The sequence below is a fragment of the Clostridium sp. genome, from assembly GCF_047777555.1.
Lineage (GTDB): Bacteria > Bacillota > Clostridia > Clostridiales > Clostridiaceae > Clostridium_H.
This window is the reverse complement of the sequence record NZ_JBKEEV010000001.1, coordinates 429,405-454,279: the sequence shown is the minus strand read 5'-3', so window position 1 is coordinate 454,279 and position 24,875 is coordinate 429,405. Positions and strand designations below refer to the sequence as shown.

21 protein-coding genes and 3 pseudogenes are annotated in these 24,875 nt (G+C 29.9%); 23 read left to right on the top strand and 1 reads right to left on the bottom strand.

The features are described from left to right. The first annotated feature begins 8 nt into the window (after positions 1 to 8). The 22 genes and pseudogenes from ispG to ACFWTK_RS02165 all read left to right on the top strand — a co-directional run bounded on the left by ispG (position 9) and on the right by ACFWTK_RS02165 (position 22,951). Positions 9 to 1,058 carry a flavodoxin-dependent (E)-4-hydroxy-3-methylbut-2-enyl-diphosphate synthase gene (gene ispG / locus ACFWTK_RS02270; protein WP_415874519.1) on the top strand — a complete coding sequence of 350 codons (1,050 nt, stop codon included), beginning with the start codon at positions 9 to 11 and terminating at the stop codon, positions 1,056 to 1,058. A 242-nt stretch (positions 1,059 to 1,300) separates the two neighbouring features. Continuing rightward, the gene (rimP, locus tag ACFWTK_RS02265) at positions 1,301 to 1,762 is read left to right on the top strand and encodes a ribosome maturation factor RimP (RefSeq protein WP_415874518.1); all 462 of its coding nucleotides are present in this window, start codon (positions 1,301 to 1,303) and stop codon (positions 1,760 to 1,762) included. Between the two features lie 12 nt (positions 1,763 to 1,774). Next, positions 1,775 to 2,821, top strand: a complete 1,047-nt coding sequence (gene nusA / locus ACFWTK_RS02260; RefSeq protein WP_415874517.1) for a transcription termination factor NusA — start codon at positions 1,775 to 1,777, stop codon at positions 2,819 to 2,821. 30 nt (positions 2,822 to 2,851) lie between these two features. Then, positions 2,852 to 3,121, top strand: coding sequence for an RNase P modulator RnpM (gene rnpM / locus ACFWTK_RS02255; RefSeq protein WP_415874516.1), 270 nt, complete (start codon positions 2,852 to 2,854; stop codon positions 3,119 to 3,121). Between the two features lie 77 nt (positions 3,122 to 3,198). Next, positions 3,199 to 5,297 (top strand): annotated as a pseudogene (gene infB / locus ACFWTK_RS02250) (translation initiation factor IF-2). Between the two features lie 27 nt (positions 5,298 to 5,324). Then, a pseudogene (gene rbfA, locus ACFWTK_RS02245) lies at positions 5,325 to 5,689 on the top strand (30S ribosome-binding factor RbfA). Continuing rightward, positions 5,676 to 6,635, top strand: coding sequence for a DHH family phosphoesterase (locus tag ACFWTK_RS02240; protein ID WP_415874515.1), 960 nt, complete (start codon positions 5,676 to 5,678; stop codon positions 6,633 to 6,635). Before rbfA ends, ACFWTK_RS02240 begins: the two are co-directional and overlap by 14 nt. Further along, positions 6,635 to 7,504, top strand: coding sequence for a tRNA pseudouridine(55) synthase TruB (gene truB / locus ACFWTK_RS02235; protein WP_415874514.1), 870 nt, complete (start codon positions 6,635 to 6,637; stop codon positions 7,502 to 7,504). The genes ACFWTK_RS02240 and truB overlap by 1 nt, the downstream gene beginning before the upstream one ends. 11 nt (positions 7,505 to 7,515) lie before the next feature. Beyond that, positions 7,516 to 8,448 carry a bifunctional riboflavin kinase/FAD synthetase gene (locus ACFWTK_RS02230; RefSeq protein WP_415874513.1) on the top strand — a complete coding sequence of 311 codons (933 nt, stop codon included), beginning with the start codon at positions 7,516 to 7,518 and terminating at the stop codon, positions 8,446 to 8,448. 125 nt (positions 8,449 to 8,573) lie between these two features. Further along, positions 8,574 to 8,837, top strand: coding sequence for a 30S ribosomal protein S15 (rpsO, locus tag ACFWTK_RS02225; RefSeq protein WP_415874512.1), 264 nt, complete (start codon positions 8,574 to 8,576; stop codon positions 8,835 to 8,837). A gap of 116 nt (positions 8,838 to 8,953) precedes the next feature. Then, a complete protein-coding gene (locus tag ACFWTK_RS02220) occupies positions 8,954 to 11,071 on the top strand; it encodes a polyribonucleotide nucleotidyltransferase (RefSeq protein ID WP_415874511.1) in 2,118 nt (705 codons plus the stop codon). Positions 11,072 to 11,185: 114 nt separating this feature from the next. Then, a complete protein-coding gene (locus ACFWTK_RS02215) occupies positions 11,186 to 11,461 on the top strand; it encodes a YlmC/YmxH family sporulation protein (protein WP_415874510.1) in 276 nt (91 codons plus the stop codon). Positions 11,462 to 11,480: 19 nt separating this feature from the next. Beyond that, entirely contained in the window at positions 11,481 to 12,686 is a 1,206-nt protein-coding gene (gene dapG / locus ACFWTK_RS02210; RefSeq protein ID WP_415874509.1) for an aspartate kinase, read from the top strand. A 57-nt stretch (positions 12,687 to 12,743) separates the two neighbouring features. Beyond that, positions 12,744 to 13,436, top strand: a complete 693-nt coding sequence (locus ACFWTK_RS02205) for a ClpP family protease (protein WP_415874508.1) — start codon at positions 12,744 to 12,746, stop codon at positions 13,434 to 13,436. Between the two features lie 86 nt (positions 13,437 to 13,522). Further along, positions 13,523 to 15,823: pseudogene (locus tag ACFWTK_RS02200) on the top strand (DNA translocase FtsK 4TM domain-containing protein). 97 nt (positions 15,824 to 15,920) lie between these two features. Continuing rightward, positions 15,921 to 17,261, top strand: coding sequence for a 30S ribosomal protein S12 methylthiotransferase RimO (gene rimO / locus ACFWTK_RS02195; protein ID WP_415874507.1), 1,341 nt, complete (start codon positions 15,921 to 15,923; stop codon positions 17,259 to 17,261). After that, positions 17,245 to 17,787 (top strand): CDP-diacylglycerol--glycerol-3-phosphate 3-phosphatidyltransferase, encoded by a 543-nt coding sequence (gene pgsA, locus ACFWTK_RS02190; protein WP_415874506.1) that lies wholly within the window; start codon positions 17,245 to 17,247, stop codon positions 17,785 to 17,787. The genes rimO and pgsA overlap by 17 nt, the downstream gene beginning before the upstream one ends. A 166-nt stretch (positions 17,788 to 17,953) precedes the next feature. Then, on the top strand, positions 17,954 to 19,003 hold the full coding sequence (gene recA / locus ACFWTK_RS02185; RefSeq protein WP_415874505.1) for a recombinase RecA: 1,050 nt from the start codon (positions 17,954 to 17,956) through the stop codon (positions 19,001 to 19,003). A 364-nt stretch (positions 19,004 to 19,367) separates the two neighbouring features. After that, positions 19,368 to 20,882 carry a ribonuclease Y gene (gene rny / locus ACFWTK_RS02180; protein ID WP_415874681.1) on the top strand — a complete coding sequence of 505 codons (1,515 nt, stop codon included), beginning with the start codon at positions 19,368 to 19,370 and terminating at the stop codon, positions 20,880 to 20,882. 125 nt (positions 20,883 to 21,007) lie between these two features. Further along, positions 21,008 to 21,268: a stage V sporulation protein S gene (locus ACFWTK_RS02175; protein ID WP_415874504.1), complete on the top strand. Its 261-nt coding sequence runs from the start codon at positions 21,008 to 21,010 to the stop codon at positions 21,266 to 21,268. 138 nt (positions 21,269 to 21,406) lie between these two features. Further along, positions 21,407 to 22,603 carry a pyridoxal phosphate-dependent aminotransferase gene (locus ACFWTK_RS02170; protein ID WP_415874503.1) on the top strand — a complete coding sequence of 399 codons (1,197 nt, stop codon included), beginning with the start codon at positions 21,407 to 21,409 and terminating at the stop codon, positions 22,601 to 22,603. A gap of 90 nt (positions 22,604 to 22,693) precedes the next feature. Then, on the top strand, positions 22,694 to 22,951 hold the full coding sequence (locus ACFWTK_RS02165; RefSeq protein ID WP_415874502.1) for an HPr family phosphocarrier protein: 258 nt from the start codon (positions 22,694 to 22,696) through the stop codon (positions 22,949 to 22,951). A 25-nt stretch (positions 22,952 to 22,976) separates the two neighbouring features. Here the strand turns inward: ACFWTK_RS02165 and ACFWTK_RS02160 are convergent, their stop codons facing one another. Continuing rightward, a complete protein-coding gene (locus tag ACFWTK_RS02160) occupies positions 22,977 to 23,192 on the bottom strand; it encodes a DUF378 domain-containing protein (RefSeq protein WP_415874501.1) in 216 nt (71 codons plus the stop codon). 200 nt (positions 23,193 to 23,392) lie between these two features. On the opposite strand from ACFWTK_RS02160, the gene purB reads away from it, so the two are divergent. Further along, the gene (gene purB / locus ACFWTK_RS02155; RefSeq protein WP_415874500.1) at positions 23,393 to 24,826 is read left to right on the top strand and encodes an adenylosuccinate lyase; all 1,434 of its coding nucleotides are present in this window, start codon (positions 23,393 to 23,395) and stop codon (positions 24,824 to 24,826) included. Positions 24,827 to 24,875: the final 49 nt, after the last annotated feature.

The following is a 24,875-nucleotide window of genomic DNA, read 5'->3' as shown; positions in this document are numbered from 1 at the left end:
ATGATTTTATGAATAGAAAAAAAACTAGAAAAATAAAAGTTGGAAACATATATATTGGAGGAGATTCTCCTATAAGTGTTCAAAGTATGAACAATACAGATACTCGTGATATTACTTCAACTATAAAACAAATAAATGAATTAGAAAGCGCTGGATGTGATATAACAAGATGTGCAGTACCAGATATGGAAGCTGCTGAAGCTCTAAAAAAAATAGTAGAAAATGTAAATATCCCTGTTGTAGCTGATATACATTTTGACTATAGATTAGCGCTTAAAGCAATAGATAATGGAATATCAGCTTTAAGAATAAATCCAGGTAATATAGGAAATATTGATAAAATTAAATTAGTAGCTGAAGCTGCAAAAAGTAAAGGAATTCCAATTAGAATAGGTGTAAACTCTGGTTCCCTAGAAAAAGATTTATTAAATAAGTATGGGAAAGTATGTCCGGAAGCATTAGTGGAAAGTGCTTTAAAACATGTTAATATTTTAGAAAGTATTAATTTTAATGATATAGTTATATCATTAAAATCCTCTAATGTAATGCAAATGATAGAAAGCTATAGAATGATTTCTTCAAAAGTAGACTATCCATTACATATTGGAGTTACAGAGTCAGGAACGATATGGAGAGGAACGATTAAATCTAGTGTTGGAATAGGTACGCTTTTAGCAGAGGGTATAGGGGATACCATAAGAGTATCACTTACAGGAAATCCTGTTGAGGAAGTAAAAGTTGGTAAACAAATACTGAAGGCTTTAGGGTATAAAAATGATGGTATAGAATTTATTTCTTGTCCTACATGCGGGAGAACAAATATTGATTTGATAAAGTTAGCAAGCGAGGTAGAAGAAAAATTATCTTCTTGTAATAAGAACTTAAAAATTGCCATAATGGGCTGCGTAGTTAATGGACCTGGCGAAGCAAGAGAAGCTGATATAGGAATAGCTGGAGGCAATGGGGAAGGATTAATTTTTAAAAAGGGAAAGGTTTTAAAGAAGGTTAAAGAAGAAAGATTGATAGAAGAATTAATGAATGAAATAAAAAATATGTAAACTGTAAGTATAAAGTTTTATTATTTGGTAACATTATAAAATGATTTAGCTTTATCCCTTGAAATAGAATTTTTAGTGTGTTAAAATGAAATAGAAATAGTTAGCAGATAAATTTTAGCATATGAGTGGGATAAAAACCCACTCTTTATATTTGTAAAAACGCAACAAGATTGTTGCGTTTTTCATTAATATTTGTTTATTTATTAGTAAATGAGGAAAACTAAGATTAAGGAGGGTTGAAGATGAAAAATGATGCATTGATAAATAAATTAAATTATCTAATTAAACCAATTGTATTAGGATTAAATTATGAGTTGTATTATATAGAATATATAAAAGAAAATAACGAAAATTATCTTAGAGTATATATAGATAATGAAAAAGGAATATCATTAGAAGATTGTGAAATTGTTAGTAGGGAAATCAGTGATATGCTAGATAATGAAGATCCCATTGAAGATAGTTATTATCTAGAGGTATCTTCTCCTGGTATTGAAAGAGTACTGTATAATGATGAACATCTACATAAATATGTTAATTATGATGTATTAATAAAGCTATCAAAACCACATGAAGGTAAAAAACTTTTTGAAGGAAAATTGATAGATTTTAGTAAAGATATAATTACAATTGAAGTTGAAAATTTAGAAATTAATATTCCAAGAGAAAAGATTAAAAAGGTTACTTTAAAAGGGGAGTTTTAGGAGGAGTGAAAGATGAATGGCGAATTTATTGAAGCCTTAAGAGAGATTGTGAAGGAAAAAGGAATTAGCGAAGATTTGCTGTTTGAAACTGTTGAGGATGCTTTAGTATCTGCATATAAAAAAAACTATGCTAAGGTAGGAGGCAATGCGCAAAATGTAAAAGTAACCATAGACAGAGATAATGGTGAAATACATGTATATACTCCTAAAGAAGTTAGTGAAGAAGTTTTAACTGTAAATGAAATTTCGTTAGAAGAAGCAAGAAAAATAGATCCAAGATATGAATTAGGAGATGTTGTAGACATTGAAGTTACTCCTAAAAGTTTTGGAAGAATAGCAGCTCAAACAGCTAAACAAGTTGTAATTCAAAGAATAAAAGAAGCAGAAAGAAAAGTTATTTACAATGAATTTATTGCTAAAGAATATGATATAATTACAGGTACTGTTATAAGAAAAGATAAGGGTAATGTATTTGTAGACTTAGAAAAAATAGAAGCAGTTTTAGGTCCTAATGAACAGATGCCAGGTGAAGAATATAATTTTAATGATAGACTAAAGTTATATATAGTTGAAGTAAAAAATACTACTAAAGGACCTCAAGTGGTAGTTTCAAGAACTCATCCAGGCTTAGTAAAAAGGTTATTTGAATTAGAAGTTCCGGAAATTTACACAGGAGTCGTTGAAATTAAAAGTATTTCAAGGGAAGCTGGTTCAAGGACTAAAATTGCAGTTTATTCTAATGACGAGAGCATTGATGCTACTGGCGCATGTGTTGGTCCAAAGGGTATGAGAGTTCAAAATATAGTTAATGAGCTAAAAAATGAGAAGATAGATATAATTAAGTGGGATAAACTTCCTGAAAAGTATATTGCCAATGCTCTTAGTCCTGCTAAAGTGTTAGATGTTGAAATCGATGAAGATAATAAATCAGCAAAAATAGTAGTTGAAGACAATCAACTTTCTTTAGCTATAGGTAAAGAGGGACAGAATGTTAGATTAGCTGCAAAGCTAACTGGTTGGAGAATAGATATTAAAAGTAAATCTCAAGTTTCAAAGTAATTTTCTTGAGAAAGGCGGTAGAGGTTATTTATGAAGACAAAAAAGGTACCTCAGAGAATGTGTACTGGTTGTTCATCTATGAAGCCTAAAAAGGAACTTATACGAATTGTAAAGAATAAAGATGAAGAAATCTTTGTGGATTTAACAGGTAAGAAACCTGGAAGAGGAGCTTATATATGTAGGGATCTTAAATGTTTAGAACAAGCTTTTAAAACAAAGCGATTAGAACGAAATCTTGGCGTAAAGATAAGCGAAGATGTTTATAACAAGCTAAAAAGTGAAATTTTAGGAGAGAACTAACGGAAGTTACAAATTAATCAATATAAAGATAGGCTCCATATAAAATAAAAATTAAATACTAATTGGGGGTGAATGTTTTGGCTAAAACGAGAGTTTACGAATTAGCAAAGGAATTAGATATAACTAGTAGAGAATTGATAGATATCCTTTCAAGTGAGTTCGATATAAAAGTCAAAAATCACATGAGTGTCTTGGATGAAGAAGATGCAGAATTAATTAAGGAAATTTTCGGTGAGAATGAAAGCAGCGGAAAAGAAAATATTTCTATAGCAAAAAGTATAATAGATGAATATGAGGAAGAGTTAGATAATTCAGTTAAGGTAAAAAACAAAAAAGAAAAATTCTAAAAAAGACAGTATAAAAAGTAAGACAAATGGAAAAGAAAATGATAATGAATCTACTTTAGCAGAAGAAGTAGTTATAGAAATTGAGGACACTATTACTGTTAAGGAATTATCAGATAAATTAAAGAAACCTATTACAGAAGTTATAAAACAACTCATGTTTATGGGAGTAATGGCTGCTATAAATCAGGAATTAGACTTTAATACTGCTGAAAAATTAGCAGAAAAAATTTGATGCGTTAGTTATAAAAAAAGAAGAGCCTTTACCAGTTGATAAGGATGATGAAGATAATGACGAAGATATTAATGAAGAAAATTATGAAAAAAGGCCACCTGTTGTAACAGTAATGGGCCATGTAGACCATGGTAAAACCTCTATACTTGATGCTATAAAAAAATCAAAGATTACAGAAACAGAGGCCGGTGGAATTACACAACATATTGGTGCTTATACTGTAGAAGTCAATAATGAAAAAATAACATTTTTAGATACTCCTGGACATGAAGCTTTTACTACTATGAGAGCAAGAGGAGCGCAAATTACTGATATAGTAATTCTTGTAGTTGCTGCAGATGATGGAGTAATGCCTCAAACTGTTGAAGCAATTAATCACTGTAAAGCAGCAAATGTGCCTATAATAGTAGCTATTAATAAAATTGATAAAGTAGGTGCAAATATTGATAGGGTTAAACAAGAACTAACTGAATATAATCTTATCCCAGAAGATTGGGGAGGAGATATAGTAACTGTTCCTGTTTCAGCCCATACAAAAGAAGGGCTTGATTCATTACTTGAAATGATTCTTCTAACAGCTGAAATGGAAGAATTGACAGCTGATTCAAATAGAAAAGCTAAAGGTACAGTAATAGAGGCAAAACTTGATAAAGGGAGAGGTCCAGTAGCATCTCTATTAGTTCAAAATGGTACTCTTAAAGTAGGAGATTCAATATTAGTTGGAACTACATATGGCAGAATAAGAGCTATGTTTGATGATAAAGGACATAATATATCATCAGCAGGCCCATCAATACCAGTAGAGATACTTGGTCTTTCAGAAGTGCCAGATGCTGGAGATAGATTTAATGTAGTTAAGGATGAAAAAACAGCTAGAAATATGGCTGAAGCTAGAAAAGAAAAATTAAGACAAGAACGAATGAAATCAAGCAATAAAGTTTCGCTTGAAGATTTATATAGTCAAATTCAAGAAGGTAAAGTTAAAGAACTTGATGTAATAGTTAAAGCAGATGTTCAAGGATCTGTTGAAGCGGTTACTCAATCACTTGAAAAATTATCAACAGAATCTGTTAAAGTAAGAGTTATTCACGGTGCAGTTGGGGCTATTAGTGAGACAGATGTAACATTAGCATCAGCTTCAAATGCGGTTATAATAGGTTTTAATGTTAGACCATCTAATAATGCAACTTCATTAGCAGAAAAAGAAGGAGTTAATATCAGAACATATAGAATTATATATGATGCCCTAGAGGATATAAAATCAGCCATGTTAGGTTTGCTAGAGCCAGAATATAAGGAAGTAATCTTAGGAAATGCTGAAGTTAGAGCTGTATATAAAATATCAAGTGTTGGAACTATAGCTGGCTGCTATGTGTTAAATGGGAAAATAGCAAGAAATAGCAAAGCAAGAGTAATACGAGATGGTATTGTAATATTCGAGTCAGAAATTTCATCTTTAAAGAGATTTAAGGATGATGCAAAAGAAGTAGCAGCTGGATATGAGTGTGGATTATCAATAGAAAAGTTTAATGATCTTAAAGAAGGAGATATGATTGAGGTTTTCGTTATGGAAGAAGTAAAGCCTAAGAGTCTATAATTTGTATACTTTAGAGGAGAGAGTTATATGGCGAAATATAGATTAGGTAGGATAAATGAAGAGATAAAAAAGGAAATTAGCAATATAATTCAATACGATATAAATGATCCTAGGCTTACTGCAATGGTAAGTGTAACAAGAGTGGAAGTTACAAATGACTTAAGATATGCAAAAGCCTTTATAAGTATTTTTGGTACAGATGAAGAGAAAAAGAAAGCATTGAGGCCCTAAAAAATTCAGTCGGTTTTATTAGACGAGAAGTAGGGCATAGAGTTAAATTGCGATATACACCTGAAATAATAATTGAAGTAGATAAAAGCATAGAACATGGTATGCATATTAATGAGATTCTAAGTGATTTAAAGGAGCAAGACAAACATGATACCAAGTAATATTATAGAAAAAATAAAGGAAAGTAAAAAAGTAGGTATCACATGCCATATATCTCCTGATGGAGACTCATTAGGAAGTTCCCTTGCATTAATGCAGGGACTTCTTAATATGGGCAAAAACGCATATATAATTTCAAAAGAAGAAGTACCAGAAACTTTTTATTATTTACCTTATTGTGATAGAATAAGCAAAGACTTGAGCTATGTTCTAGAAGATACAGATACTGTTATTGTACTAGACTGCGGTAACTTTGAAAGAATAAATGCTGATATTGATTTAAATAACAGGGGATATACTTTAATTAATATTGATCATCATATATCTAATGACAATTATGGCGATTTAAATTATATAGATATAAAGGCAGCTGCAGTAGCTGAAATTATTTATGAATTATTAGATACTTTAAATGTAAATATAGATAAAGACATCGCCACATGCCTTTATACATCAATACTTACAGATACAGGGTCTTTTAGACATTCTAATACAACAAAGCTAACTCATAAAATAGCTGGAGAGTTGATAGATAAAAAAATAGATTTCTCTGAAATTCATAGAAAAATATTCGAGAATATAAGCTTTGAAAGGCTTAGACTTCAAGGAAAAGTTATTGAAAAAATGCAGCTAGAATTAAGTAGAAGACTATGCATAATGGAAGTCACAAAAGAAATGATAGAAGAATTTAATATTGATAAATCTGATACATCAGATTTAGTTAATTTAGGAACTCAGATAGATACTGTAGAAGTTGCAATTTTACTTAAAGAATGTGATTGTATAACCAAAGTTAGTTTGAGATCTAAGAAAAAAGTAGACGTAAGAAAAATTGCGGAAATGTTTAATGGAGGAGGACATGTTAGAGCTGCTGGATTTTCAACTAATATATCTTTAGAAGAAATTAAATCTATATTAATTAAACAAATAGAAAAAGAGTTGATATAATGGATGGAGTACTAAATATTTATAAGCCAGTTGGAATGACCTCTTTTGATGTTGTAAAGGCTGTAAGAAAATTAACGAAAATAAAGAAGGTTGGTCATACTGGAACATTAGATCCATTGGCTAGTGGAGTTTTACCAATTTGTATAGGAAAAGCTACAAAAATTGTTAATTATATCATGAATGATTTTAAAATATATGAGTGTAAATTAAAATTAGGTATTACAACAGATACTTATGATAGAGAGGGTAAAATTATAACAACAGACGAAGTTACTATATCTGAAGAAGATATAATATCATCTATAAATTCTTTCAAAGGGAACATACTTCAAGTTCCACCTATGTATTCTGCTATTAAAGTAAATGGAAAAAAGTTATATGAACTTGCTCGAAATGGTATAGAAATACAAAGAAATGCAAGACCAATAACAATATATGATATTGATATTTTAGGTATAAGTATACCTTATGTTTCTTTTAGAGTTAAATGCTCTAAAGGAACGTATATAAGAAGCTTATGCTATGATATAGGTAAGAAACTTGGTTGCGGTGCTGCAATGTGGAGTTTAGAAAGAATACAAAGTGGAAAATTCAATAAAGAAAATGCATTATTTCTAGAAGATTTGAAAGAGACGAATTTGAATGAACATATAATTCCTATAGATATGGTTTTAAATAACTATGATAAAGTAAAAGTAAATTCAAATGTTGAGAAATTATTGCGTAATGGAGTTAGAGTTGGCGATAGAAGACTCTTAAATTCTATACAATTAAACAAATTGTATAGAATTTACACTTATGATGAAAAATTTTTAGGTATTGGATTAAGAAATTCTGACGGATTAAAATTAGAAATATTGTTACTTTAGGAGAAAACAAGATGATAGTATATGAAGATAACTTTAATATTAAGTTGGACAATAAAACGTATATAGCGCTAGGAAGCTTTGATGGGCTTCATATAGGACATATGAATCTTATAAACAAGACTATAGAATTAGCCAGAGCTAATAATGCTAAAAGTATGGTATTTACTTTTAAAAATCATCCTTTAACAATTATTAACGAAGAAATAGCTCCTAAGTTAATTATAAATAATAAAGCTAAAACGGAACTTTTAAAAGATGCTGGCATAGATATTCTAAATTATGTGGAATTTAATGAAGAGTTTATGAAAATTGCTCCAGAAAAATTTATACAAAATATAATTGAGTCTTATAATGCAAAAGGACTTATTGTAGGTTTTAACTATAGGTTTGGATATAAAAACTTAGGAGATATAGAATTGCTAAAGGATTTAAGTAATTCCTTAGGATTTGAATTAAATGTTATAGCTCCAATAAAAGTTAATGATGAAATAGTTAGTAGTTCAAGAATAAGACATCTTATTTCAGAAGGAGATATAATTAAAGCAAACCGATTTTTAAATAGACCTTTTTTCTTAGAAGGAAAGGTAGTAAGCGGTAAACAACTAGGGAAGAAAATAGGCTTTCCAACAATAAATTTAGACTATAATAAAAATCTTGTATTACCACGTGGTGGAGTATACTATACGATTGTAGAATATAGCGGAAAAAAATATAAAGGTATAACTAATATAGGATATAATCCTACAGTAAAAGATAAAAAATTAAGTATAGAAACTCATATTATTGATTTTAACAAAGATATATATAATGAATTTGTAAAAATATATTTTTATAAAAGAATACGAGATGAGAAGAAATTTGAATCTGTAGAAATTTTATCAAAACAATTAGAAAAAGATAAAAATTATGCTGAAAAGCAGAATATTGAATTTAAAATAGACTAAATATAAAAAATAATTTACTTTTTACCAGTTATATGCTATAATATTTTTCGAACCTTATCCTATGAATATTGACTGGCCGGCGGTATTCATGGAATAATGGGGATTATAAATGCGGAGGTGTTTTTATGGAAAAGGCTAGAAAGTTAGAAATAATTAATAAATATGCAACACACGAAGGAGATACTGGTTCTCCAGAGGTTCAAGTTGCTTTATTAACAGAAAGAATCAATCATTTAAATGACCATTTAAAGGAACATAAGAAAGATTATCATTCAAGAAGAGGTCTTTTAATGATGGTTGGTAAAAGAAGAGGTCTTTTAAATTACTTAAAGGAGCAAGACATCGAAAGATATCGTTCTTTAATAAAAAAATTAGAATTAAGAAAATAGTTTTAGAGCGGGCTAGTTCCGCTCTATTATTTTAGGGATAATCTACATATGCTTTATTAAATTAATATAAATAGGCAATAATACTAATGTATGTGGATATTGAAGGGAGGTACATTATGAATCAAGTTTTTGAAACAACAATAGCTGGAAGAAAGCTAAGAGGTGAATTTGGCAAACTAGGAATGTTGTCGGATTGCGCTTTAAAAATAAGTTACGGTGATACTGTAGTACTTGTAAATGCTAATGCTTCAGATGCTCCTAGGGAGGGAGTAGACTTTTTTCCGTTAAGCATAGAATATCAAGAAAGATTGTATGCTGTTGGTAAAATACCTGGTGGGTTTATTAAGAGAGAAGGAAGACCTTCTGATAAGGCCATATTAAATGCTAGGGCTATTGATAGACCACTAAGACCTTTATTTCCAAAAGGATATAGAAATGATGTTCAGATTGTTTGTACAGTTTTATCTGTTGAGCAAGATAATTTACCCAATATATTAGCTATGAATGGAGCTTCGCTAGCATTATGTTTATCAAGCATACCATTTACAAAACCTGTTGGTACAGTATCGGTAGGATTAATAAATAATGAATTTGTTATAAATCCTACATCTAAGCAAAGAGATGAAAGTATTTTAGATTTAACAGTTTGTGCTACTCAAGAAAGAGTTATGATGATAGAAGCTGGTGGTGAAGAAATACCCGAAGATGTAATGTATGATGCAATAATGTTTGGATTTGAAGAGTGTAAAAAAATAGCTCGTTTCCAAGAAGAAGTTATGAAACAGTATGGAAAACCTAAAGCAGAGTTTATACCTTATGAGATTAACAAGAATATCGAAAAAGAGGTTAGAGATTTTTCCTTTGATATGATAAAAGAAGCTATGTATAATACAGATAAGGATTTAAGAAATAAAGCAATGGATGAAGTCAAGGAAAAGATCGATGAACAATTTAAAGAGAAGTATCCAGATAATTTACTTGATTTAGGTGAAGCAGTATATAATATGCAAAAAGAAATAGTAAGAAATATGATTTTAAATGAAAAGAGAAGACCAGATGGTAGAGATTTTAAGGAAATCAGACCGCTTTCATCTGAAGTTTCTATTTTGCCAAGAACTCATGGAAGTGGGTTGTTTACAAGAGGACTAACTCAAGTATTAACTGTAGCAACTTTAGGATCTATAAGTGAAGTGCAAATATTAGACGGTATAGAAGAAGAAACTTCAAAAAGATATATGCATCATTATAACTTTCCATCATATAGTGTAGGAGAAGTTAAACCTTTAAGAGGTCCAAATAGAAGAGAAATTGGTCATGGTGCTCTAGCTGAAAAAGCACTTGAGCCTTTAATACCGAGTGAACAGGAATTTCCTTATGCTATTAGGTTAGTTTCTGAGGTATTAAGTTCTAATGGTTCCACATCTCAAGCAAGTGTATGTGGCAGCACTCTTGCTTTATTAGATGCAGGTGTTCCTATAAAAAGACCAGCAGCTGGTATAGCAATGGGATTAGTTACAAGTAAAGATTTACAACAAGAAGAAATTTTAACAGATATACAAGGATTAGAAGATTTCTTTGGAGATATGGATTTTAAGGTAGCAGGTACAGAAAAGGGAATTACTGCTATACAAGTTGATACAAAAATAGAAGGATTATCTAATAATTGTATAAAAACTGCGTTGGCAGATGCTAGAGAAGCAAGATTGTCTATACTAGAAGTTATGAAAAAGTGTATAGACGGCCCAAGAAAAGAAGTATCTGTATATGCTCCAAAAGTATTTACAATGAATATAAATCCTGCTAGGATTAAGGATGTAATAGGAGCTGGCGGAAAAACAATAAACAAAATAATTGATGAGACTGGAGTCAAGATTGATATTAAGGATGATGGAGCAGTATTCGTAACAGCTGAAAGCTATGAATCAGGAAATAAGGCACTACAAATGATAGACGGCTATACAAGGGAGATAAAAGAAGGCGAAATATATCTAGGAAAGGTCACTAAAATATCTAATTTTGGTGCATTTGTAGAGATATTACCTGGCAAAGAAGGATTAGTACACATATCTAAGCTTGATGTTAAGCGTGTAAATAAAGTAGAAGATATTGTTTCGGTAGGAGATGAAATACTAGTTAAAGTTACGGAAATTGATTCTATGGGAAGAGTAAATCTCTCAAGAAAGGATGCAATCAAAGACTCAGAAGAAAAACAAGATAAAAGTACTGATGAATAGAGTAGAAGGGCAGAGATGCCTTTTTATTTTGCTGAATAAAGCAAAATATATTAAGAATATATCCTTAATACATATCATAGATATACTTATGATATGTATTAAGGAGGAATAATTATGGATGATAGAGTAAAGTTATATAGTGATATTGAAAAATATGAAATAATTAATATTAGCAATGGTGAAAAATATAATTATCTTTATAATAACGATATTATAATTGATGAAGAGGGAAATCTAAAGTTACTCGTAATTAATAATCACAAATCCCACTTTAGCCTTTTTAAGAATAATGATTTATTAGAATTGCCATGGGAATATGTAAATAAAATTGGAACAAAAACAATAATTGTTGACGTAGAAGAATCTCAATTTAAAAAAAGCTATAAATAATCTATTTTGGAGGCTAAATATGAAAATTTTGGTTCAAAAGTTTGGCGGTACTTCAGTATCTACTCGTGAAAAAAGAAGGTTAGCGATTAATAAAATACTTAAAGCTAAAAGTGAAGGTTATTCTCCTGTTGTTGTCGTATCTGCTATGGGAAGAATAGGCGATCCTTATGCAACAGATTCGTTACTATCGCTTTTAACAGAAGAGTTTAAAACCAGTAACCATTTAGCTGCGGATCTTATAATGAGTTGTGGAGAAATTATAAGTACCGTAGTAATGTGCAATGAGCTATATTTAGAAAATATAAGTGCTATTCCATTAACTGGTGGACAGGCTGGAATAAAAACTGATGATAATTTTAACAATGCTAGTATAAAAGAAGTTGACACAAGTCGATTGCTTAAGTTACTAGAAGAAAACAAAATACCAGTAGTGGCTGGCTTTCAAGGCATAAGTGAAGACGGGTTTATGACAACTCTAGGAAGAGGAGGCAGTGATGTTACTGCTGCTCTTTTAGGAGTAGCACTAAATGCAGAAGAAATTGAAATATATACCGATGTAGATGGTATCATGACAGCAGATCCTAGAATAGTTGAAGATGCATCGCTTATAGAAGAGATAAGTTATAATGAAGTATTTCAGTTTGCAGATCAAGGTGCAAAAGTAATTCATCCTAGAGCAGTGGAAATTGCAATGAAGGGAAATATACCTTTGGTAATTAAAAATACTATGAGTGATTGTAGTGGTACGATTATTGATAATACAGGCGCATTGAATAATACGAATGTAATTACTGGAATTACCCATATGGATAATAGAGTTCAGATAAAAATAGAGTTAGAAGAGAATTTAAATAATGAAAATTATCATGATTTATTCCCAGTACTTGCAGATAATCTAATAAGCATAGATTTAATAAATGTATTCCCAAATCAAAAAATTTTTACAATAGATAAAAAAGACATTGTTAGATTTAAAGATATAATGAATATGCTTAATTTAAAATATTCTTATATAGATAATTGCAGTAAGATTGCTATAATAGGTTCTAGAATGCGTGGAATTCCAGGTATAATGGCAAAAATATTGAAATCTCTTATAAAAAATAAAATAGATGTACTGCAAACTGCAGATTCCCACACAACAATTTGGTGTTTAGTTGAGTCTAAATATGCTGAACTAGCCATCAATGCTTTACACAAGGAATTTAATTTAGACAATAAATAGTATGTATAGTCATTACCTCTTAAGTAAAAACTATACTTGAAAATAGGAGGTATGATTATGACTGAAAAAAACACTAATAAAGAAAATCAAAAGGATAAGCTTGATTCCATAAAAGAATTAGGAATTCCAAATGCTAATGAAATTGCTCAGAGGTTTCAGATACTGCCAATAATAGGCCAAATAGAAGGCCATTCTGTGTTACCTCCGCAATCTAAAGCTACTAAATATGAACATGTGATTCCACAACTAGTGGCTATAGAAACTAATAAATCAGTAGAAGGTGTATTAATTATTTTAAATACTGTAGGTGGAGATGTTGAAGCTGGTCTTGCTATTGCTGAGATGATAAATAGTTTAAGTAAGCCTACTGTATCTCTAGTTATAGGAGGAGGGCATTCTATTGGTGTACCTCTTGCTACATCTGCTGATTATTCCTTTATATCTCCTTCTGCAACCATGATAATTCATCCAATTAGAATGAATGGGTTAGTATTAGGTGTCCCTCAAACCTTTGAGTATTTTAATAAAATGCAAGAACGTATTATAGAGTTTATCACTCGTACTTCAGAAATAGAAAAAGATACTTTAAGAAAATTAATGCTGCAAACAGACGAATTATTAAATGATATGGGCACAATTTTAATTGGAAAGCAAGCAGTTGATTATAAGTTAATTAATGAGGTTGGAGGATTAAGTAACGCCATAAAAAAATTAGAGGAATTGATTGATAGTAAAAAGCAAAGAAACTAGCTAAGGGTTTTTCTCTAGCTAGTTTTGTTTTATAATATAAAAGGATAATTCCGCAAAGTGTAGAATTTAGAAACAGAGGTGATAATATGGTTAAGAAAAATACCTATAGCAAATCAAATATATCTAATGATATAAAAGGTGTTATATTTATTACTATAGGTATATTGATGCTACTAAGTGTGTTTGCAACAAATTCTTCTGGATTAATGGGAAAAACAATAAAAAAATTTCTTTTTTCTCTTTTTGGATTAGGAGCATATTTTTTCCCTTTATTGTTAGTTTTCGTAGGAATAAGTTTTATAATTAAAAAAGGTAAGATTATTTTTAATAAAAGATTTTATGGAATAATGACTCTGTTGATAAATTCACTTATGTTTATACAAATGATATATATTAAGCAATATTATACTGAAGGTAATTGGATTTCAGGTATACATAAAATATATAGTAAGACAGGCCATTTTCATGGGGGAATACTTAGCTATTTGATTGATATTCCATTGTATAAACTATTTGGAGACATAGGATCATATATAATATTTATAGCTATATATATTATATCTGGAATTTTAATAATGCAAATATCTATAAATGAGCTTTTTCATGTACTTAAACTTGATAAATTTTTAATTGAAAAAGTTAAAGGAAAAAGTATTATTAAGAATAAAGAAAATCAAGCTAAAGATCAAGGTAAAGATGAAGAACAATCATCTTTAATAAAAGACTTAAATAACAAAGTGAAAATTATTAACTTTTTGAAATCAGTACATAATATAGAAGAATTTAAAAACCAATGAGGAATCCGATAAAGAAATTAAAATTTTAGAACCTAAAATAGTTGATACTGGCCTTAAGACTAATATAGTTAAAAAATCTAATAATTCTGAAAACAGATAAGGAAGTTTACGAACAAATCAACAAACAATTAAACAATGAATTAAATCAAAAATGTAATAATTATAATAGAGAATATGTTTTTCCGCCTCTTCAACTATTAAACCATAATCCTAGCGATAACCATAATAAAAATAGTAAAAAGGAATTAATAAATAGTGCAACAAAATTAGAGGAAACCTTAGCTAGTTTTGGAGTAAATGCTAAGGTAATACAGGTTACTAAAGGGCCATCAGTTACTAGGTTTGAATTGCAACCTAGCTCTGGCGTAAAAGTAAGTAAAATAACTCATCTATCCGATGATATAGCTTTAAGTTTAGCTGCTTCTTCTGTTAGAATCGAAGCTCCTATTCCAGGTAAGAGTGCTGTTGGAATAGAGGTCCCTAATAAAATAGTATCCTCTGTATATTTAAGAGAGGTAATAGATTCAGATGAATTTAAGAACTTTAATAAAAATATAGCTTTTGCTGTGGGAAAAGATATAGGTGGAAATTGTGTTGTTTCAGACTTATCTAAAATGCCCCATTTATTAATCGCTGGTGCAACAGGTTCTGGTAAAAGTGTATGTATTAATACTTTAATAATAAGCTTATTATATAAATACTCTTCAGAGGATGTCAAACTTTTGTTAGTTGATCCAAAGGTAGTTGAACTAAATGTATATAATGGTATTCCTCATTTGCTAATACCTGTAGTTACTAATCCTAAAAAAGCTGCTGGAGCATTAAATTGGGCTGTTACAGAAATGACAAGAAGATATAATTTATTTGCAGAAAACAATGTTAGAAATATAGAAGGATTTAATGAACTTTTTAATAAGGGAAAAATAGAAGAAAAACTGCCGTGGATTGTAATCATAATTGATGAATTGGCAGATTTAATGATGGTATCTCCAGGAGAGGTGGAGGAATATATTGCTAGATTGGCACAAATGGCACGAGCTGCTGGAATGCATTTAGTTATAGCAACTCAACGTCCTTCAGTAGATGTTATAACTGGAGTTATTAAAGCAAATATACCTTCTAGAATATCATTTGCTGTATCTAGCCAAATAGATTCTAGAACCATAATAGATTCTGCTGGTGCTGAAAAGCTGCTTGGTAAAGGAGATATGCTATTTTATCCTGTTGGAGAATCAAAACCGATTAGAATACAAGGTGCCTTTATTTCAGAAGAAGAAGTCGAAAAGGTGGTAAACTTTATAAAGTCTCAAAAAAAACGAGGTAAAGTATGAAGAAAGCATTATTAATGAAATAAATGCTGATATCAATAAGAAAGAAAATGAAGGTGATGAGCTCATAGATGAAGCAATACAAATTGTTATAGAAACAGGTCAAGCATCTACATCTCTTTTACAAAGAAAGCTTAGAATTGGGTATAACAGAGCAGCAAGGTTAATAGATGAAATGGAAACAAGGGGTGTAATATCCGGAAGAAATGGAAGCAAGCCTAGACAGGTATTAGTTGATACTATAACAAAAAGTGATAATTAGAAAATAATATTTAAATTACTACTTGTTAAATTCGTTCAATAGCTTTAAAATAAATTTTATGATAAAAATAATGTTTGTATATTAAGGAGGAAATTTAGTGACTAAATATAAAGTTGGACTTATAAGTTTAGGATGTGATAAGAATAGAATAGATTCAGAACTTTTATTAGGAAAATTGAGCGAAAACAATGAAATAATAAATGACCCTAATAAAGCTGATATATTGATAGTAAATACTTGTGGATTTATAGAAAGTGCAAAACAAGAATCTATAGATGCAATTATCGAGATGGCTGATTATAAAAAGAAGAACTGTAAGATGCTTATTGCAACTGGATGTCTTACTCAAAGATATTCAGAAGAACTTCACAAGTTAATACCAGAAATTGATATTATGCTTGGAGTTAATGAATATGCAAATATACAGAAATATATAGATAATTTTTTTAATGCTAGTAAAAATAAAATTTGTGTATGTGATTATAGTGATGTATCTATAAACGAGGGTAAGAGAATTTTAACTACTGAAAGTCATACTGCTTATATAAGAATTTCTGAGGGTTGTGATAATCTTTGTACTTATTGTATTATTCCTAAAATAAGAGGAAAGTATAGAAGTAGAAGTATAGAAAGTATAGTTAGGGAAGCAAATGAATTAGTTTCAATGGGAGTTAAAGAAATAATTCTCGTTGGACAGGACACTTCTGTGTATGGTATAGATCTATATAAAGAAAATAAGCTGCATGAATTAATAAGGGCTATTTCAAAAATAGAAAATTTAGAATGGATTAGAGTATTATACACTTATCCTGAAGAAATAACTGATAAATTTATAGATGAAATAGCTAACAATAATAAAGTATGTAAATACCTAGATATTCCTATACAACATATAAGTAATTCTGTTCTAAAAAGAATGAATAGGAAAAGTAGTAAAGAACTTATTACAAATAATATAAAGAAAATGAGAAGCTTAATAAATGGATTAGTTCTTAGAACATCTCTTATAGTTGGCTTCCCTGGAGAAACTGAAGAAGAGTTTAATGAATTAAGAGAATTTGTAAAAGATATCAAATTCGATAATTTAGGGGTTTTTAAATACTCTCAAGAGGAAGATACCCCTGCAGCTAAAATGGATGATCAAGTTAGTGAAGAAATAAAGGATAGTAGATTAGAAGAAATAATGATGATTCAACAAGGCATATCTAAGGAAAAAAATAAGCATAAAATTGGCAAGACATATAAAGTAATTGTAGAAGGAAAAGGAAATGATGATTATTGGTTTGGAAGAAATTATGAAATGGCTCCTGAAATAGATGGTGCAATTTTCTTTAAATGTGATAAAATATTAAGTATAGGAGAGTTTATTGACGTATTAATAACCGATGCCTTAGAATATGATTTAATAGGAGTTGTTTGTCATGAATCTTGCGAATAAACTTACGATAATTCGAACTATTTTGGTACCCATTTTCTTAATTTTTATGGCTTTAAATAAGAGTTCCTCTATTCTTATAGCTATATTTATTTTTATAATTGCAGCTTTAACAGATAAACTAGATGGGTATATAGCTAGAAGTAGAAATGAGATAACAAACTTCGGAAAGTTTATGGATCCATTAGCTGATAAATTACTTGTAACCTCAGCCCTAGTATCGTTAGTTGAATATAATATTATTCCTACTTGGGTATCAATGATAATCATTGGTAGGGAGTTTGCTGTTACAGGTTTAAGGGCAGTTGCTGCATCTGAAGGAATAGTTATAGCAGCTAGTTGGTGGGGAAAAATAAAAACAGTAATTCAAATAATTGCTATAATTTTTGGATTAGTATCTTTAGTACATAATGCAATATATGTAAGGTATATTACATATATAAGTGTAACTCTTGCTGTTATTATAACCGTAATTTCAGGAGTTGATTACTTTGTAAAAAATAAAAAAGCAATTAGTACTAATCGTTGATTAATTTAAAATAAAAAGGTTATAATTATAATAAAAGTTCCTATAAATACATAAATAGGAACTTTTATTATACCCACTTGACCTACTTATAGATATAATGTATAATTTAAGTAGGAACATACGTTCGAAATTGAAAGGAGTGTGACCCTGGTAGGGGATGAATAATATGAATAATGAAAAAATGAAGGCTTTACAAGCCGCTATAAGTCAAATTGAAAAGCAATTCGGAAAAGGTTCAGTAATGAAGCTTGGTGAAGATCATGTTCTTAATATAGAGGCAATATCTACTGGAAGTTTGTCTTTAGATATAGCTTTGGGAATAGGAGGAGTACCAAGAGGCAGAATAATCGAAATATATGGACCTGAATCTTCTGGTAAGACTACTGTAGCTTTACATATTATAGCTGAAGCTCAAAAAGCTGGTGGAACTGCAGCATTTATAGATGCGGAACATGCACTAGATCCAATATATGCAAAAGCATTAGGAGTAGATATAGATAATTTAATAGTATCTCAACCAGATACGGGAGAACAGGCTTTAGAAATATGCGAAGCTTTAGTGAGATCTGGAGCTATAGATGTAATTGTAGTAGACTCTGTTGCAGCTTTAGTTCCAAAAGCAGAAATAGAAGGAGAAATGGGAGACTCACATGTTGGGCTTCAAGCAAGACTTATGTCTCAAGCCCTTAGAAAGCTAACTGGTTCTATAAATAAGTCAAAGTGTGCTACGATCTTTATAAATCAATTAAGAGAAAAAGTTGGAGTGATGTTTGGAAACCCAGAAACTACACCAGGAGGTAGAGCATTAAAATTTTATGCATCTGTAAGGCTAGATGTTAGAAAAATAGATACAATTAAGCAAGGAGATGAATTTTTAGGCAGCAGAACCAGAGTAAAGGTAGTAAAGAATAAAGTGGCTCCTCCTTTTAAGCAAGCAGAATTTGATATAATGTATGGTAGTGGGATATCATATGAAGGTAATGTACTTGATGTAGGGGTAGATAATGGGATAGTTGAAAAAAGTGGAGCATGGTTTTCTTACAAGGATATAAGATTAGGTCAAGGAAGGGAAAATGCTAAACAGTTTTTGAGAGAAAATGTTAATATTTTATTTGAAATAGAAAATCAAATAAGAAATAAGCAGGGATTACCACAAAGAATGAATAATGTTGTTCCTGAAAATGTTGATACTGAGAATAAAGGTTCGACTAAATAGTATTTGATAAAATTTATTTTACTAAAAGTAGCATTTCTTTATATAATAGTTTAACTATAAAGAAATGCTATTTTTATGCCATAATGGTCTGCGAGTTTCGCATTCCTTCTTATAAGTGTAAGAAATAACAATTCAAGTAAAAGTGAAATTTTCTCTGTAATTTAGATGCGAAACCTATGGCATTTTTTTTACAAACTTGACACGAATTTAAAAATAATATAAAATGAATACAAATACTGGTTTAACATGTATAAATGATTTATATATAAACAAACATAACACCTTTTCTAAACTTCGATGACGCTTAATTTTTTATTCTAATTGGATAAAGTCAGGAGGTGTTGTTTTGGGATTATACGTTTTAATAGTTATTGCAGTGCTGATTTCTGTATTTGTGATAATATATGTTAGAAAAAATATATCACAAGCTAAAATTGTAGAAGCTGAAATTAAAGCAAAACGAATTATTGAAGATTCTGAAAAAGAAGCTGAATCAATAAAAAAAGAAGCAATTTTAGAAGCAAAAGAAGAAGTGCATAAACTAAGAAATGATTTTGAAAAGGAATCAAGGGAAAGACGTAACGAAATTCAGAGATTGGAAAGAAGAATTATCCAAAGAGAAGAATTATTGGATAAGAAGAGTGACGCTATTGAAAAGAAAGAAGATGCTCTTAATAGGAAACAGCAGGAAATTGCAGAAAAGGAATCTAGTGTAGATAAGCTATATGAAGCGCAAAGAGAAGAACTTGAAAGACTCTCTAATTTATCATCCGAAGAAGCTCGTCAATTATTGCTGGAAGAAACTAAAAAAGAAATCAAACATGATTTAGCGGTTATGATTAAAGACATGGAAAGCAAAGCTAAAGAAGAAGCAGATAAAAAAGCAAAAGAAATAATTTCAACGGCAATTCAAAGATGCGCTGCTGATCATGTAGCTGAAAGTACTGTACATGTGGTTTCCTTGCCTAACGATGAAATGAAAGGTAGAATTATAGGTAGAGAGGGAAGAAATATAAGGGCTTTAGAGACTTTAACTGGAGTTGATCTTATAATCGATGATACTCCTGAAGCTGTAATTTTATCAGGATTCGACCCAATTAGAAGGCAGGTAGCTAGAATTGCACTTGAGAAACTCATAATTGATGGAAGAATTCATCCTGCAAGAATTGAAGAAATGGTAGAGAAAGCTAAAAAAGAAGTAGAAAATGAAATAAAAGAGGAAGGCGAACAAGCTACTTTTGAGACAGGAATACATGGTCTTCATCAAGAGTTAATTAAGCTATTAGGAAGATTAAAGTATCGTACTAGTTATGGTCAAAATGTCCTAAAGCATTCTATTGAGGTTGCTTATTTGGCTGGACTTATGGCTTCAGAACTTGGCATAGATCCTACCTTAGCTAAGCGAGCAGGTTTACTTCACGACATAGGAAAGGCAGTTGATCATGAAGTAGAAGGTCCTCACGCGTTAATAGGTGCAGAAATGGCTAAAAAATATCATGAATCACATATCGTTGTAAATGCTATAGCAGCACATCATGGTGATGTTGAGTATGATTCGATTGAAGCTATACTTGTTCAGGCAGCAGATGCTATATCAGCAGCTAGGCCTGGAGCAAGAAGAGAAACCTTAGAAGCGTACATTAAAAGATTAGAAAAACTTGAAGAAATAGCTAATTCATATGAAGGTGTAGAAAAGTCTTATGCTATACAAGCAGGAAGAGAAATTAGGATTATGGTTAAACCAGAGGAAATTGATGATTATGGTTGCATAGAAATGGCAAGAAATATTGTTAAAAGAATAGAAAATGAATTGGAATATCCAGGTCAAATTAAAGTTAATATTATAAGAGAAACTAGATCAATTGATTATGCACGATAAATTTATAAAATAAAAAACTCTTTATTTTGCAATTTTATAATAGCAAAATAAAGGGTTTTTATCTTTTTTGTAGAAATATTGAATATATATTTATAAAATAATGATCGCATTATGGGAGGTTAATTATGGAAATACTAAAAGTATCAGCTAAATCTAATCCAAATTCTGTGGCTGGCGCGCTAGCTGGCGTATTACGAGAAGTTGGTTCAGCAGAAATTCAAGCAATTGGTGCAGGGGCATTGAATCAAGCAGTTAAAGCTATTGCTATTGCACGTGGCTTTGTTGCTCCAAGTGGAATAGATCTAATTTGTATTCCAGCATTTACTGACGTACAAATAGATGATGAAACTAGAACGGCTATAAAATTAATTGTTCAACCTAGATAATAAACTTTATCTTTAAAGGATATTATTGTGGTTAAATTTATAAATTATTATTTATCATCTATTATTTAATATTTAAGATAAACTAATTATGTTATAATATATATTACATATAGTAAAAAGATGGAGGAAAATATTGTAATGATAGTATCAGAAAAAGCAAAAAACATATCTCCCTCATTAACACTAGCTATAACAGCTAAAGCAAAACAAATGGCTAAAGAGGGAATTGATATAATCAGTTTTGGAGCAGGAGAGCCTGACTTTGATACGCCAGTAAATATTAAGGAAGCAGCTAAAAAAGCTATAGATCTAGGCTTAACTAGATACACTCCTGCCTCTGGCATAATTGAATTAAAGCAGGCCATTATCGAAAAATTTAAAAAGGATAATAACTTGTTATACACAATTGATCAAGTAATAGTTTCTACCGGTGCAAAACAATGTTTATCAAATGTATTTCAAGCAGTTTTAAATTATGGTGACGAAGTTCTTATCCCTATTCCATATTGGGTAAGTTATCCGGAACTAGTAAAGCTTTCTGGAGGAGTCCCAATTTTTGTGGAATGTCAAGAAAAAGATAATTTTAAGTGCACAGTTGAAGCTTTGGAAAAAAAGGTAAGTAGTAAGACTAAATGTATTGTAATAAATAGCCCTAATAACCCTACAGGAGCTGTTTATTCCAAAGAAGAATTATCGGCTATAGCTGATTTTGCAAAAAGCCATGATTTATTAATAATATCTGATGAAATATATGAAAAATTGATATATGGAGATAATATTCACATAAGTATTTCAAGTTTAAATGAAGATGCTTATAAAAGAACTATTGTAATTAATGGTGTTTCTAAATCTTATGCTATGACAGGTTGGAGAATAGGATATGTAGCTGGGGATGAACATATAATTAAGCTAATGTCAAGTATTCAAAGTCATACTACTTCTAATCCTACATCCATAGCTCAATATGCTGCGTTAGAAGCTTTAACTGGTCCTCAAGAAGACTTGTATAATATGGTGAAAGAATTTGAAAAAAGAAAAAACTATATGATTAATAGAATTAACTCAATTAATAATGTATCCTGCATAAATGCTGAAGGAGCGTTTTATATTATGCTCAATGTATGCAAGTACTATGGTAGAAAAATTAATGGTAAAGTAATTAGTAACTCTATGGAATTTGCAGAATGCTTATTATCTGAGGAAAAGGTAGCTGTTATTCCTGGAATAGCTTTTGGTTTGGATAACTATGTACGACTTTCATATGCTATTTCTATGAAAGAAATTGAAATAGGCTTAAGTAGAATTGAAAATTTTATATATAAACTTCTAATTTAGATATAAAATTCTAATTTAAAAGTTGAGAAATATTAATATAATGATATAATATAATAGTATTAATTAAAAATTTAAATAGAGGTGATATTTATGGTAAAAAAAGAAGCAATAGTTAAAAGTTCAACAGGTTTACATGCACGCCCTGCTACTTTACTAGTAAAAAAGGCATCTTCATTTAAATCAGAAATATATTTAGAATATAATGATAAAAAAGCTAATGTAAAAAGCTTAATAGGAGTTTTATCATTAGGAGTTACTAAAGATTCTAAAGTCATAATTACAGCATCTGGCGATGATGAAACATTAGCTGCTGAAGAAATGGCAAAACTAATTGAATCTCTTGAATAATAAATAAAAGGCTACTACTAGCCTTTTATTTATTTTTATCTACACTTACTTTTTTAATAAATAATAGGGCATTAATTCCAGATAACCCTATTACTATATAGATTATTCGTTGAAGTAAAGGTATAGCACCAAAGATAAACTTTACAAGATTAAAGTTAAATAAACCTATAAGCCCCCAGTTAATAGCACCGATTATAATTACAAGCAAGGAAATTTTGTCTATTAAACTTAACTTATACATACATATGTACCTCCTGTTAAATGAAATTATGTACTTATTAGTAGATTATATTAGGTTTGGTAATAAAATAGAACCTTATTATACTTGATTATACTTGCAAAATTACGAACAAATATATTTAATTTTACATATAATATATGATATAATATGAATAAATCATTCGTTGATTTTAATAATATTTGTTGCGGAGGTTTTTTTGTATGAAAAGAGATAGTTATAATTCTCCATTAAACAGTAGATACGCTTCTCCTGAAATGTCCTACTTGTTTTCCGATAATATGAAATATAAAACCTGGAGAAAACTTTGGGTAGCTTTAGCTGAAAGCGAAAAAGAATTAGGTTTAAATATTTCTCAGGAACAAATAGAAGAGTTGAAATCAAATATAGAAAATATAAACTATGAGGATGCAGAAAAAAAAGAAAAAGAAATAAGACATGATGTAATGAGTCATGTGTATGCTTATGGATTACAATGTCCTAATGCTAAAGGTATAATACATTTAGGAGCAACAAGCTGCTTTGTAGGAGATAATACGGATTTAATAATTATGAGAGAAGCTCTTGTGCTCATACGAAATAAAATTATTAAGATAATAGAAAACTTAGCCAACTTTGCTATAAAGTATAAGAGTCTTCCTACATTAGGTTTTACTCATCTACAACCAGCCCAGTTAACTACTGTAGGTAAAAGAACTACGCTTTGGATACAAGATTTAATTTTAGATCTAGAGAATCTAGAATTTGTTATAAGTAAATTAAAATTAAGAGGTGTTAAAGGGACTACTGGAACTCAAGCAAGTTTCATGAAATTATTTAACAATAATGAATCTTTAGTAAAGGAACTTGATTCTCTAGTAGCTCATAAAATGGGATTTGACTCAACTTATGGAGTCACAGGTCAAACTTATCCTAGAAAAGTAGATTCAATTATATTAAATACACTTTCTGAAATAGCTCAAAGTGCTTATAAGTTTAGCAACGATTTAAGAATTCTGCAGAGTATGAAAGAAATGGAAGAACCGTTTGAAGAAAAACAGGTGGGTTCATCTGCTATGGCTTATAAAAGGAATCCTATGAGATCTGAAAGAATTAGTGCATTAAGTAGATTTGTAATTATAAATTCTTTAAATCCAGCCATAACTGCAGCGACACAATGGTTCGAGAGGACTTTGGATGATTCGGCTAATAAAAGATTAGCTATTTCTGAATGTTTTTTAGCATTAGATGGAGTCTTAAATTTATATATTAATGTATCAAAAGGCATGGTTGTTTATGAGAAAGTAATTCAATCCCATATAAATAAAGAGTTACCTTTTATGGCTACAGAAAATATATTAATGGAGGCCGTAAAAAGAGGAGGGGATAGACAAGAACTTCATGAAAAAATAAGAATCCTATCTATGCAAGCAGCTAAAATGGTTAAAGAAGAAGGTCTTGACAATGATTTAATAGAAAGAATAGTAAATGATAATTCTTTTTATATGAGCGAAGAAGAAATACGTTCTATAATAACTCCTGAAAATTTTATAGGAAGGGCTGCTAATCAAGTTGAAGAATTTATAACTAATACAGTAACTCCAGTTATTAAAAAATATAAAGATCAAATAGATATTAATGTAACAATAAATGTGTAAGTTTTATCTAAATAAATCCATATATAAAATGTATGGATTTATTTAATTT

What these genes read in the sequence shown, in the direction of transcription:
- ACFWTK_RS02240 (WP_415874515.1), top strand. Translation starts at nt 5,676, where the DNA reads ATGATACCAAGTAATATTATAGAAAAAATAAAGGAAAGTAAAAAAGTA.
- ACFWTK_RS02165 (WP_415874502.1), top strand. Translation starts at nt 22,694, where the DNA reads ATGGTAAAAAAAGAAGCAATAGTTAAAAGTTCAACAGGTTTACATGCA.
- rimP (WP_415874518.1), top strand. Translation starts at nt 1,301, where the DNA reads ATGAAAAATGATGCATTGATAAATAAATTAAATTATCTAATTAAACCA.
- ACFWTK_RS02170 (WP_415874503.1), top strand. Translation starts at nt 21,407, where the DNA reads ATGATAGTATCAGAAAAAGCAAAAAACATATCTCCCTCATTAACACTA.
- ACFWTK_RS02230 (WP_415874513.1), top strand. Translation starts at nt 7,516, where the DNA reads ATGATAGTATATGAAGATAACTTTAATATTAAGTTGGACAATAAAACG.
- ACFWTK_RS02175 (WP_415874504.1), top strand. Translation starts at nt 21,008, where the DNA reads ATGGAAATACTAAAAGTATCAGCTAAATCTAATCCAAATTCTGTGGCT.
- nusA (WP_415874517.1), top strand. Translation starts at nt 1,775, where the DNA reads ATGAATGGCGAATTTATTGAAGCCTTAAGAGAGATTGTGAAGGAAAAA.
- ACFWTK_RS02215 (WP_415874510.1), top strand. Translation starts at nt 11,186, where the DNA reads ATGGATGATAGAGTAAAGTTATATAGTGATATTGAAAAATATGAAATA.
- dapG (WP_415874509.1), top strand. Translation starts at nt 11,481, where the DNA reads ATGAAAATTTTGGTTCAAAAGTTTGGCGGTACTTCAGTATCTACTCGT.
- rnpM (WP_415874516.1), top strand. Translation starts at nt 2,852, where the DNA reads ATGAAGACAAAAAAGGTACCTCAGAGAATGTGTACTGGTTGTTCATCT.
- rpsO (WP_415874512.1), top strand. Translation starts at nt 8,574, where the DNA reads ATGGAAAAGGCTAGAAAGTTAGAAATAATTAATAAATATGCAACACAC.
- recA (WP_415874505.1), top strand. Translation starts at nt 17,954, where the DNA reads ATGAATAATGAAAAAATGAAGGCTTTACAAGCCGCTATAAGTCAAATT.
- truB (WP_415874514.1), top strand. Translation starts at nt 6,635, where the DNA reads ATGGATGGAGTACTAAATATTTATAAGCCAGTTGGAATGACCTCTTTT.
- ACFWTK_RS02160 (WP_415874501.1), bottom strand. Translation starts at nt 23,192, where the DNA reads ATGTATAAGTTAAGTTTAATAGACAAAATTTCCTTGCTTGTAATTATA.
- ispG (WP_415874519.1), top strand. Translation starts at nt 9, where the DNA reads ATGAATAGAAAAAAAACTAGAAAAATAAAAGTTGGAAACATATATATT.
- pgsA (WP_415874506.1), top strand. Translation starts at nt 17,245, where the DNA reads ATGAATCTTGCGAATAAACTTACGATAATTCGAACTATTTTGGTACCC.
- ACFWTK_RS02205 (WP_415874508.1), top strand. Translation starts at nt 12,744, where the DNA reads ATGACTGAAAAAAACACTAATAAAGAAAATCAAAAGGATAAGCTTGAT.
- ACFWTK_RS02220 (WP_415874511.1), top strand. Translation starts at nt 8,954, where the DNA reads ATGAATCAAGTTTTTGAAACAACAATAGCTGGAAGAAAGCTAAGAGGT.
- purB (WP_415874500.1), top strand. Translation starts at nt 23,393, where the DNA reads ATGAAAAGAGATAGTTATAATTCTCCATTAAACAGTAGATACGCTTCT.